The organism is Acinetobacter sp. YH01003 (genome assembly GCF_013420525.1).
GTDB classification, from domain to species: domain Bacteria; phylum Pseudomonadota; class Gammaproteobacteria; order Pseudomonadales; family Moraxellaceae; genus Acinetobacter; species Acinetobacter towneri.
On the sequence record NZ_VOXY01000016.1, the window covers coordinates 33111 to 44293 of the forward strand.

12 protein-coding genes are annotated in these 11183 nt (G+C 42.7%); 9 read left to right on the top strand and 3 right to left on the bottom strand.

The window, feature by feature from the left end; all coding sequences use genetic code 11:
• Positions 1-74: 74 nt before the first annotated feature.
• Together FTT70_RS11545 and FTT70_RS11550 are read left to right on the top strand one after the other, a co-directional pair.
• Positions 75-566, top strand: coding sequence for a methylated-DNA--[protein]-cysteine S-methyltransferase (locus FTT70_RS11545; RefSeq protein ID WP_180168640.1), 492 nt, complete (start codon positions 75-77; stop codon positions 564-566).
• A 51-nt stretch (positions 567-617) separates the two neighbouring features.
• Positions 618-1256 carry a nuclease-related domain-containing protein gene (locus FTT70_RS11550; protein ID WP_004975258.1) on the top strand — a complete coding sequence of 213 codons (639 nt, stop codon included), beginning with the start codon at positions 618-620 and terminating at the stop codon, positions 1254-1256.
• Positions 1257-1319: 63 nt separating this feature from the next.
• Here the strand turns inward: FTT70_RS11550 and FTT70_RS11555 are convergent, their stop codons facing one another.
• Positions 1320-2087, bottom strand: a complete 768-nt coding sequence (locus tag FTT70_RS11555) for a hydroxymethylpyrimidine/phosphomethylpyrimidine kinase (RefSeq protein ID WP_131261907.1) — start codon at positions 2085-2087, stop codon at positions 1320-1322.
• An 88-nt stretch (positions 2088-2175) separates the two neighbouring features.
• Between FTT70_RS11555 and FTT70_RS11560 the strand changes: the two genes are divergently transcribed.
• On the top strand, positions 2176-2835 hold the full coding sequence (locus FTT70_RS11560; protein WP_019837216.1) for an HAD-IA family hydrolase: 660 nt from the start codon (positions 2176-2178) through the stop codon (positions 2833-2835).
• Positions 2836-2941: 106 nt separating this feature from the next.
• Positions 2942-3289, top strand: coding sequence for a hypothetical protein (locus FTT70_RS11565; RefSeq protein ID WP_004975264.1), 348 nt, complete (start codon positions 2942-2944; stop codon positions 3287-3289).
• 117 nt (positions 3290-3406) lie between these two features.
• Here FTT70_RS11565 and hemJ read toward each other — a convergent pair whose 3' ends face one another.
• Together hemJ and FTT70_RS11575 are read right to left on the bottom strand one after the other, a co-directional pair.
• Entirely contained in the window at positions 3407-3859 is a 453-nt protein-coding gene (gene hemJ, locus FTT70_RS11570) for a protoporphyrinogen oxidase HemJ (RefSeq protein WP_004975266.1), read from the bottom strand.
• Between the two features lie 18 nt (positions 3860-3877).
• Entirely contained in the window at positions 3878-5107 is a 1230-nt protein-coding gene (locus tag FTT70_RS11575) for a beta-ketoacyl synthase N-terminal-like domain-containing protein (RefSeq protein WP_004975268.1), read from the bottom strand.
• A gap of 284 nt (positions 5108-5391) precedes the next feature.
• Between FTT70_RS11575 and FTT70_RS11580 the strand changes: the two genes are divergently transcribed.
• The 5 genes from FTT70_RS11580 to FTT70_RS11600 form a co-directional block, all read left to right on the top strand.
• Positions 5392-6900: an EcsC family protein gene (locus FTT70_RS11580; RefSeq protein ID WP_180168641.1), complete on the top strand. Its 1509-nt coding sequence runs from the start codon at positions 5392-5394 to the stop codon at positions 6898-6900.
• A 139-nt stretch (positions 6901-7039) separates the two neighbouring features.
• On the top strand, positions 7040-7414 hold the full coding sequence (rpsL, locus tag FTT70_RS11585; RefSeq protein ID WP_000246374.1) for a 30S ribosomal protein S12: 375 nt from the start codon (positions 7040-7042) through the stop codon (positions 7412-7414).
• Positions 7415-7593: 179 nt separating this feature from the next.
• The gene (rpsG, locus tag FTT70_RS11590) at positions 7594-8064 is read left to right on the top strand and encodes a 30S ribosomal protein S7 (protein ID WP_004975277.1); all 471 of its coding nucleotides are present in this window, start codon (positions 7594-7596) and stop codon (positions 8062-8064) included.
• Positions 8065-8195: 131 nt separating this feature from the next.
• Complete coding sequence (gene fusA / locus FTT70_RS11595) at positions 8196-10331, top strand: elongation factor G (RefSeq protein WP_004975278.1); 2136 nt, start codon at positions 8196-8198, stop codon at positions 10329-10331.
• A gap of 95 nt (positions 10332-10426) precedes the next feature.
• A partial coding sequence (locus FTT70_RS11600) for an elongation factor Tu (RefSeq protein ID WP_179996502.1) occupies positions 10427-11183 on the top strand: 757 nt, incomplete at its 3' end.

Genomic DNA, 11183 nt, shown 5'->3' on the forward strand with positions numbered 1-11183 from the left:
GTGTGCTCAATAACAGATCGGTTTGAGTTAAAAACAGGATGACCTGATACCCAACCTGCTTGAGGAGAAAAATAATGCAATTGGCATTTACTGAAATGGACACTCCTGTAGGCGTGCTTAAATTGGTGGCTCACGATCACGCATTGGTTGCGGTAATGTGGGATAACGAAGATTATAAACGGGTACGTTTAGCCAGTTTAGTTCGACAAGATGATCATCCAATTTTGCTCAAAACTCAGCAGCAACTCCAAGAGTATTTTGCAGGTCAGCGTCAGCAATTTGATGTGCCTCTTGATTTTGAAGGCACTGAATTTCAGAAGAAAGTCTGGCAGGCGTTATTAAGCATTCCTTTTGGGGAAACTCGTAGTTATAAGCAAATTGCCGAACAAGTTGGTAGTGAGAATGCGATGCGTGCCGTAGGGGCGGCAAATGGCAAAAATCCAATTTCGATTATTGCACCGTGTCATCGGGTGGTGGGTGCAAGTGGAAAATTGGTGGGCTTTGCAGGCGGGTTGGATAATAAAGCGATTTTGTTAAAGTTAGAATCTTCAACTTCAAAAGTTTAAATGACTGAGATTCAACAACAATTTTGATCAAAATAAAATAGAGCAGGGGAAATGTTAAAAACATTATTGTTGCAGTTTTGGTGGCTTATTCTGCTTGTTGCAGGTGTAGGGCTGATCAAAATTTTCAAACCTTTTCTAAAGGGAAAGGTGGGGGAACTCGCAGTAAGTACGCATGTGAAGTTGTATTTAGATGAACGTTATATCTTGTTGAATGATGTAACTTTGCCTGATGAGTTCGCAGGAACAACTCAAATAGATCATATTTTATTGAGTCCTTTTGGGGTTTTTGTGATTGAAACAAAAAACTATAAAGGCTGGATTTTTGGTGGAGAACGCCAAAAAGTATGGACACAAAAAATTTATAAAAAGACCTACAAGTTTCAAAATCCTGTCTATCAGAACTATAAGCATATAAAAGTTTTGGAATCAGTATTGAGCGATATTGTCGAGCCTGAATATCTGCATTCTGTGATTGTATTTATGCCAGACTGTGAGTTTAAGACCTCTTTGCCCAACAATGTTTTTAAAGGCAGTGCATGGGTTGAGTATGTCAAAGGTTTTCGGCATGAAGTCATTTCACCGATGAAACTGAAACGTATTCAGCTGAGAATTGAAAAAGAACTACTTGATAAGTCTTGGAAAACCAATCGTCAACATGTCGAAAATTTGAAACAACGGCACGAACGTTAAAAAGTTGCAATGAAAAACCCTGATACAAGGTGATCAGGGTTTGAAGGAGTTGAACGATAAGCACTAAAACCTTTTCGGAATTTTCTGTCCGTTCGGTACAGGCGTTTCCGCATATTTAAGCACACCAAACAACCAAGTTTCAGCATGTTGTACCGCTTGTTTCAGTTGATCTCCCATTGCCAAGCGCCCTGCAATAAAGCTCGCCAATGAACAGCCTGAACCGTGATATTCACCTTCAAGCCGTGGGCAGCGGGTTTCTGAAACCATTTCATTGTTAATATACAGTGCATTACGAATATGATCAGGGGTATCTTCATGCCCACCTTTGACCAAAACGGCCTGCGCGCCCATTGCAAATAATTTAGCTGTTGCGCGTTCTAAATCATCTTCACCCGTTAAGGCACGTAATTCCACAGTATTTGGCGTGATTAAAGTCGCCAGTGGAATCAACTCGACAAATGCCTGAACCAAAGTCGCTTGATTACCTAAAGAACCACCACTATTGGCAACCAAAACAGGGTCAAGAACATATAAATAATCAGGATGTGCACGTAAAAAATCTGCCAGCGCTGCAATATTGTCAGTGGTGCCCAACATGCCCGACTTTACAACTTTAATGGGCAAATCATTCACCACCGCATTGGCTTGCGCCAATAACAATTCTTTAGACGTTGCTTCAAAGCCAAATACTTGCTGAGAGTTTTGAATGGTCAGTGCTGTGCAGGCAATCGCTGCATGTGCACCGCTATTGCCAACGGCTTCAATATCAGCCTGTAAACCAGCGCCACCCGAAGGGTCTAAACCAGAAAAACATAGTACTGTTGGTCGCACACACATATCCTTAATTGCTTCTATTTACGTTAGTATAGGCAACTTTGGAGTAACACTCGATAGTCATTTAGGCACATAGGCTGACATTGTGATAAAGAACCTTTTAATTGATTTAGATGGCACGCTGACCGACCCGAAAGAGGGCATTACCGCTTCTGCGCGTTATGGTTTGGCTAAGGTTGGACATCCTATTGCAGATACGGAAAATATTGATTGGATTATCGGGCCGCCCTTAAAAGCCTCTTTGGCAAAATTACTTCATGTAGATGTGCATGACGTATTGGCAGAGCAAGCCTTAGCAGGCTATCGAGAGCGTTTTGCTGCAACAGGCTTATTTGAAAATCATGTCTTTGAAGATGTTGCTGCAACATTGGCAGATTTAAAACAGCAAGGCTATCGACTGTTTTTAGCAACAGCCAAACCTGAAATTTATGCACGCCAAATTTTAGATCACTTCGATTTATTGCAATATTTTGAATATCCCTACGGTAGCGAACTAAATGGTGAGCGTACCAATAAAGCGGATTTAATTGCCTATATTTTGCAGCAAGAACAATTGCAACCTGAACAATGTTTAATGATTGGAGATCGTGAACACGATATTTTAGGTGCACGAGCCAATGGAGTCGATTGTGTTGCAGTCGAATACGGCTATGGTTCGGCTCAGGAGTTAGACTTGGCTGCACCAAAACATAGAATTCAGTGTTTTGCGCAAATTTTGTCGGTGCTTGAACAGTTATCTGGATGAGCGAGATGCTTACATCTGTTTGCATTTCTAGCGCAGTGTTATTGCAAAGATCGTGCTTCAATATTTAATTTGAATATTTAATTTTAATATTGAAAGAGGGTATGTGATGAAGATATTTAGTCAATCTATTGCAGTAGTAGCGGTTTCAATACTGATGACTGCATGTGCCAATCATGCTGCTACATCCACAACACCTACTGCGCAGGTCGAAATGTACACATCATTGCAACATCGACAGTGTGAGCCAGATTCAGGTTTAACCCTTACGGAAATTGTTCAGCGTTTACAGCAAGCACAGATTCAGGTGAAGCGGGCCAGTGTAGGTTCAGATGGGCGGATGTATGCACAGGTCTGTGGTGGTGCAGATGGAAAAATTGCTATTGTCACGATTCCTCAATCTCAGCAGAAACAAGCAGCGGCATTGGGCTTTCAGCCTTACTCACAAATACGTTGAATTAAAGCATAAGTGCTGTTTTTAGTTGTCACCCATAAAAAAACCTCAGTTCTTTGCACTGAGGTTTTTTTACAACCGAATCAGGTTGAGATGTCAGGATACTTGGCGTTTCAAATTTTAGAACTGTGGTTTTACCACGACTAAAATTACAATCGCTAATAGCAGCACAGTCGGCATTTCATTGAAGAATCGCCAGAACTTGTGTGATTTATAATGCGCATTGCCAATCAGTTTTTGGCGGTAATAGCCACAAACCAAATGGTAAATCACCAATAAACCGACCAATGCTACTTTCAGGTAAAACCATAACGCATCGTGGTAATTGCGGGTCGCATCGCCCCAATCTACCAAAAAGTGTGCCGTGATGAGGGTGGCAATCATAGACGGCCACATAATCCCTCGGTACAACTTGCGCTCCATGATTTCAAAACGCTGATGGCTCAGTGTATCTTCACTCATGGCATGGTAAACATATAAACGTGGTAAGTAGAACAATGCAGCGAACCAGCAAACCACGGCAATAATATGTAATGCTTTTACCCATAAAAAAGCATCAGAAGGTGCATCCATCGACTATCCTATAGGAGATTATTCATCCCACTTCTTGAAAATAAGGCAGGCATTTACACCGCCAAAACCAAAACTGTTACTCATCACAGTATTCAATTTTGTGTCGCGTTTTTCAAGTACGATATCAAATGCTTTCGCGCCTTCATCAAGTTCAGTGACGTTGATGTTTGGTGCAATGAAGTCGTTTTGCATCATCAAGACAGAATAAATTGCTTCTTGAACGCCTGCAGCACCCAAGCTGTGACCAGTCATTGACTTCGTTGAGCTAAGAGCAGGCACTTTACCTTCACCAAACGCACGTTCCATGGCTTTCAATTCAGTCACGTCGCCTGCTGGAGTAGAAGTACCATGTGTGTTCACATAGTCAATTGCGTCTACACCGTGTTGTTTCGCTTCGTCTAAAGCCATCAAGATACAACGTGTTGCACCTTCACCGCTTGGTGCAACCATGTCTGCACCGTCAGAGTTTGCAGCATACGCAACCACTTCAGCTAAAATATTTGCACCACGTGCTTGTGCGTGTTCAAGTGATTCAAGAACCACGAAACCACCACCACCTGCAATGACGAAACCATCACGGTCTGCAGAGTACGGACGAGATGCTGTTTCTGGTGTGTCGTTGTATTTAGAACACAAAGCACCCATCGCATCAAACAATAAGCTTTGTGACCAGTGATCTTCTTCACCGCCACCTGCAAGCATTAAATCTTGTTTACCCAATTGAATTAGGTTGTAGGCATAACCAATTGCATCGGCAGAAGTTGCGCATGCACTGGTAATTGAGTGCGCGATACCTTGTAATTTGAACGCAACACCCAAGTTTGCCGTAATGGTGTTCGACATGTTACGTGGTACGAAGAACGGGCCAATTTTACGTGCGCCTTTTTCTTCAAGTAGCTCAATCATTTCTGCAACAGATGCAGTTGAGTTACCGCCTGAACCACCCGCGATACCGTAACGTGGGTTGCCTGCTAAATCTTCTTGCTTTAAGCCCGCATGTTCAATGGCATCTACTGCAGCGTTGTAAGCGTACATCGCACACACGCCCATAAAGCGTTTTAATTTACGGTCAATGTGGTTAAAGTTTTGTTCTGCTGCTGCACTTACGTGGCTTTTGAAATTAAGTTCAGCATAAGTTGGGTTGGAACGTGTCCCAGAAATACCGTTTTGTAAAGAATGAGTCACAGCTTCTAAAGTATTACCAATGCACGAGTTAATGCCCATGCCGGTGATTACAACACGTTTCATCTACAGATCCCTTTTATGGTGATAATGTTGAGCCGAACACCGTGACTGCCAAGCAATCGCTGATACGGTATGACTCATGTCTTACAATTGCGTTCATAATAGCAGAAAGAATTTTGAATTCTTATGGCAAATATGATGCCACTTTGCAGGGAAGATCAAACCGCAGCGAAGCGGTAAATGAGATGCAGGAAGCCAACCAAAAGATACACAATCATATTGAGATAAACTTAGACTACACCTAGTATCTACCCATAAATCATAGAAATTAAAAATGAGGAGTAAGAATGTCAGATTCCAAGAATAAACAATCAAGCGGATTCTTCTCGAATGCGATTGGGGTGGCTAAAAAGCTCAGCAGTACAGGCATCCATGTATTGCAGCAAGTTGCACCGGGTACTGTAGCGAAGGATGAGCACAGTGCAAAATCAGGGCAAATTATTGAAGGTCAGGCACGTAGCTTTAGTGCTTTTCAAGCGCGTCAATATGACAATCCTCAACACATGCTCAGACAGCATGTGCCTCAAGTTTCACGTCAGCTTTTAGGTCGTCACTATAACCGCGTCAATCAGGTGGCGAGTTTTGTGTCGCCCGATTTTTCCGACAAAATTTCAGATTACCTATTTGATCAGTTGAATAGTTTTACTTCCAATATCAGCTCTGTTGATGATGTGCTTGATCAAGCAGGTGTGCGCGATTTAGAAGAATTGACTCAAGATGTAGATCGTTCTAAACGAATTAGTCAGGCACTTGCAGAACAAAATAAATGGATTGCATCACTGCAAGGCGCATTGACAGGTGCAACAGGAGTAATCGGTTCAACCATTGATGTGCCTGCATCTATTGTGATGTCTTTACGTACCATTTATCAGGTTGGGCGTGCATACGGTTTTGAACTGAACAAAGACACCGAGCAAGAAATTGTTCAGTTTATTTTTAAACAAATTGATTTAGGCGTCATTGCAGAAAAGCAAGCGGTACTGATGGGGCTAAAAACCTTATCCAATATGCTGCAAACTCATGATGTGCATCAATTACAAAATATGCTCGGTTCAAGCAATGATTATGAGGCATTAAAGAAATACTTCTTGAATGAGCAAGGTCAAGTCAAATGGCCGTGGTTGAATCATGTACCTAAGTTTTCCATGTTGAATAAACTCACGCCTGTAGCAACCGCATCGGTGAGTGCAGTATATAGCTGGAAATTGGTGGAAGATGTGCATCACAAGGCACAGCAAGTGTTTTCCAATGCCCGTAGCTATTTAATTCAGCATAAAGACAGCAATTTATCAGCCATTCATGCGTATGAAAAATCGTTGGAATTGCTGGCACAGGCTGCGCCTAAACTCTTGGAGCAATTGAAGGGCAATGAAGCTAAACATGCGGAGCAAGATGAATTAGTAGCGGGGCAAGAGCGCGCGGAATCTGCGCCGTCAGATGCTTTAGTGCAAACCGTATCAGACCATGAAAGTATCCGAGCGGTAAAAGTGCAGAAAAAATCGGACAAAGTGGAAACAACTGCAGCACAGCTCGATGAAAATATTCAGCAAGGTCTAGAAGAATTGGCAGATCAAATGCTAGAGCCACATGCTGAAGTTGCACCGCAAAAACCTGCTGTACCTGCAGAAGAAATTGATGAATATATGCTGGAAGATGCTTTAGAGCCTGTGGAAGATTCAACCCAAGTGGCTGAAACTGTTTCGGAAAATCCAGTAACATCAAGCAAAGAAACTGCAAAGCAGGTTACAAAAAAGCCGAGAACTCGTACAAGTGCTCGCAAGCCAAAAGCTGAATAAAAACAAGTGATAAGTAGAAATTTGGTTGGTATTTTAACTGCCTATGAAATATTGACCATTTTTCTATCTTCGCTTACAATTGCATGCCCTCAAAAAGTAGTATGTTTTTGGGGCTTTTTATTAACGGGAGAATTGCCACATGGCAACAACAAATCAGTTGATCCGTAAGGGTCGTACGACTTTGGTTGAAAAATCAAAAGTTCCTGCGTTGAAGGCTTGTCCACAACGTCGTGGTGTTTGTACACGTGTTTACACAACTACACCTAAAAAACCTAACTCAGCAATGCGTAAAGTTTGCCGTGTTCGCTTAACTTCAGGTTTTGAAGTTTCTAGCTACATCGGTGGTGAAGGTCACAACCTACAAGAGCACAGTGTTGTTCTTATCCGTGGTGGTCGTGTTAAAGACTTACCAGGTGTACGTTACCATACCGTTCGTGGTTCTTTAGACTGTGCTGGTGTGAAAGATCGTAACCAGTCACGTTCTAAATACGGTGCTAAACGTCCTAAGAAATAATCTTTTAAAGATTAAGCCCTTAGTTCGTAGAACTGCAATCCTTTATCGTCTCGCTTGTCTGATTTCTGCATTTAATTTTGTGAAATTCAAGCGACGTGTAGTAAGGCCAGCGAAATGCACACGACACTTTGTGCTACGGCTGGATCACCCTGAAGTGTCATATTTATAGGTAGTTTAAAATGCCAAGACGTCGCGTAGTCGCTGCTCGTGAAATCCTTCCGGATCCTAAATTCAGCAGCCAAACAATCGCTAAATTCATGAACCACGTAATGCAAGATGGTAAAAAATCTATTGCTGAAAGTATCGTTTACGGTGCTTTAGACCGCGTTCAAGAAAAATCTAAAGTAGACCCAGTTGAATTTTTTGAAGCTACGCTTGAAAAAGTTCGTCCAATGGTCGAAGTAAAAGCACGCCGTGTTGGTGGTGCTACTTATCAAGTTCCTATGGAAGTACGCCCATCCCGTCGTACTGCTTTAGCGATGCGTTGGTTGGTAGATGCTGCTGCTAAGCGTTCTGAAAAAACTATGGCGTTACGTCTTGCTGGCGAGTTGCTTGATGCATCTGAAGGTAAAGGCGCAGCGATCAAAAAACGTGAAGATGTGCACCGTATGGCTGAAGCCAACAAAGCCTTCTCTCACTACCGTTTCTAAGCGGATAAAACAGGCCCTAATCAGGAGGGTGATGAATCGGTTGTCACTGAATTGTCATCAAATCGCTTTAAGTTGCTAGGCAGCTTAAAGCGTCCTGTTTTAAACAACAAAATTTAGGAATGCTAGAAATCATGGCACGTCAAACCCCAATTTCTCGTTACCGTAACATTGGTATCTCTGCGCACATCGATGCGGGTAAAACAACAACTTCAGAACGTATTTTGTTCTATACAGGTGAAAGTCACAAACTTGGTGAAACTCACGAAGGTTCAGCAACAACTGACTGGATGGAACAAGAGCAAGAACGTGGTATTACTATTACCTCAGCAGCTGTAACATGCTTCTGGAAAGGTATGGGTAACCAGTTTGACCAACACCGTATTAACGTAATTGACACCCCAGGACACGTTGACTTCACAATTGAAGTTGAGCGTTCTATGCGTGTTCTTGACGGTGCATGTATGGTTTACTGTGCTGTAGGTGGTGTACAACCTCAGTCTGAAACTGTATGGCGTCAAGCAAACAAATATAAAGTACCTCGTTTAGCGTTCGTGAACAAAATGGATCGTACAGGTGCAAACTTCTTCCGCGTTGTTGAACAAATGAAAACTCGCTTGGGTGCAAACCCAGTGCCTATCGTTGTTCCAGTGGGCGCAGAAGACACATTCACAGGTGTTGTTGACTTAATCGAAATGAAGTCAATCATCTGGGATGAAGCTTCACAAGGTATGAAATTTGAATATGGTGAGATTCCAGCTGACCTTCAAGCAACTGCTGAAGAATGGCGTACGAACATGGTTGAAGCTGCTGCAGAAGCATCAGAAGAACTCATGGACAAGTACCTAGAAAATGGCGAACTTTCTAAAGAAGAAATCGTTGCTGGTTTACGTCAACGTACATTAGCGGGTGAAATTCAACCTGCAATGTGTGGTTCTGCATTCAAAAACAAAGGTGTTCAACGTATGTTGGACGCAGTAATTGAATTCTTACCTGCACCAACTGACGTTGAAGCGATCAAAGGTATCTTAGACGACAAAGACGAAACTGAAGGTTCTCGTGAAGCGTCTGACGAAGCACCTTTCGCAGCGTTAGCGTTCAAAATCATGAACGACAAATTCGTTGGTAACTTAACGTTCGTACGTGTTTACTCTGGTGTTCTTAAAGCGGGTAGCCCGGTTTATAACCCAGTGAAAATGAAGCGTGAGCGTATTGGTCGTATCGTACAGATGCACGCAAATGACCGTCACGACATCGAAGAAATTCGTGCAGGTGACATCGCAGCGTGTGTAGGTCTTAAAGATACAACCACTGGTGATACATTATGTGACGAAAACCACGTAATTACACTAGAGCGTATGGAATTCCCAGAGCCAGTAATTGCATTGGCTGTTGAACCTAAAACTAAAGCTGACCAAGAAAAAATGTCAGTTGCTTTAGGTCGCTTGGCGAAAGAAGATCCATCATTCCGCGTTCGTACAGACGAAGAATCTGGTCAAACGATCATTGCGGGTATGGGCGAGCTTCACCTTGACATCATCGTTGACCGTATGAAGCGTGAATTCAACGTAGAAGCGAACATTGGTAAACCAATGGTTGCATACCGCGAAACGATCAAAAAGACGATTGAGCAAGAAGGTAAATTCGTACGTCAAACTGGTGGTAAAGGTAAATTCGGTCACGTATTCGTACGTTTAGAGCCGCTTGATCCTGAAGCTGGTAAAGACTACGAATTCGCTGAAGAAGTTGTAGGTGGTGTAGTACCTAAAGAATTCTTCGGTGCAGTAGACAAAGGTATCCAAGAACGTATGAAGAATGGTGTCTTGGCTGGTTACCCAGTTGTAGGCATTAAAGCGACATTATTCGACGGTTCTTACCACGATGTCGACTCTGACGAATTATCGTTCAAAATGGCGGGTTCTTACGCATTCCGTGACGGTTTCATGAAAGCAGATCCTGTTCTTCTTGAGCCAATCATGAAAGTTGAAGTAGAAACTCCAGAAGACTACATGGGCGATATCATGGGTGACTTAAACCGTCGTCGTGGTATGGTTCAAGGTATGGACGACTTACCTGGTGGTACTAAAGCAATTCGTGCAGAAGTTCCACTTGCAGAGATGTTTGGTTACGCAACACACATGCGTTCTATGTCTCAAGGTCGTGCGACTTACTCTATGGAATTTGCTAAATATGCTGAAACTCCACGTAACGTGGCAGATGGCATCATTGCTAAATTCCAGTCTGGTGGTAAAAAAGGTGACGACGAGTAATCTTTCGATTACTATAAGCGCAAACTAATTCATAGTTAAAAAACCTAATGCTCATGGAGTGATCCTCCATGAGTTGTTTTAAAAAGGAAGATCTCATGGCTAAGGCTAAGTTCGAACGTAATAAGCCACACGTTAACGTGGGCACAATCGGTCACGTTGACCATGGTAAAACAACTTTAACAGCTGCGATTGCTACAGTATGTGCACGTAAGTTTGGTGGTGAAGCGAAAGATTACGCTGCTATCGACTCTGCACCAGAAGAAAAAGCACGTGGTATTACAATTAATACTTCTCACGTAGAATACGATTCTCCAACTCGTCACTACGCGCACGTAGACTGCCCAGGCCACGCCGACTATGTTAAAAACATGATCACTGGTGCTGCTCAGATGGACGGTGCGATCCTTGTTTGTTCAGCGACTGATGGTCCAATGCCACAAACTCGTGAACACATCCTTCTTTCTCGTCAGGTAGGTGTACCTTATATCATCGTATTCTTAAACAAATGCGATATCGTAGACGACGAAGAGTTAATTGAATTAGTTGAAATGGAAGTTCGTGAACTTCTTTCTACTTACGACTTCCCAGGCGACGACACTCCAGTAATCCGTGGTTCAGCACTTGCTGCACTTAACGGTGAATCAGGTCAATATGGTGAAGATGCTGTAGTTGCTCTTGTTGAAGCGCTTGATACTTACATCCCAGAGCCAGTACGTGCAATCGACCAAGCATTCTTAATGCCAATCGAAGACGTATTCTCTATTTCTGGTCGTGGTACAGTAGTAACTGGCCGTGTAGAAACTGGTATCGTGAAAGTAGGCGAAGAAGTTGAAATCGTTGGTATCAAAGACA

Excerpts from the sequence above, each read along its gene's own strand:
- FTT70_RS11545 (WP_180168640.1), top strand. The coding sequence starts at position 75 with ATGCAATTGGCATTTACTGAAATGGACACTCCTGTAGGCGTGCTTAAA.
- FTT70_RS11550 (WP_004975258.1), top strand. The coding sequence starts at position 618 with ATGTTAAAAACATTATTGTTGCAGTTTTGGTGGCTTATTCTGCTTGTT.
- FTT70_RS11565 (WP_004975264.1), top strand. The coding sequence starts at position 2,942 with ATGAAGATATTTAGTCAATCTATTGCAGTAGTAGCGGTTTCAATACTG.
- hemJ (WP_004975266.1), bottom strand. The coding sequence starts at position 3,859 with ATGGATGCACCTTCTGATGCTTTTTTATGGGTAAAAGCATTACATATT.
- FTT70_RS11575 (WP_004975268.1), bottom strand. The coding sequence starts at position 5,107 with ATGAAACGTGTTGTAATCACCGGCATGGGCATTAACTCGTGCATTGGT.
- FTT70_RS11580 (WP_180168641.1), top strand. The coding sequence starts at position 5,392 with ATGTCAGATTCCAAGAATAAACAATCAAGCGGATTCTTCTCGAATGCG.
- rpsL (WP_000246374.1), top strand. The coding sequence starts at position 7,040 with ATGGCAACAACAAATCAGTTGATCCGTAAGGGTCGTACGACTTTGGTT.
- rpsG (WP_004975277.1), top strand. The coding sequence starts at position 7,594 with ATGCCAAGACGTCGCGTAGTCGCTGCTCGTGAAATCCTTCCGGATCCT.
- fusA (WP_004975278.1), top strand. The coding sequence starts at position 8,196 with ATGGCACGTCAAACCCCAATTTCTCGTTACCGTAACATTGGTATCTCT.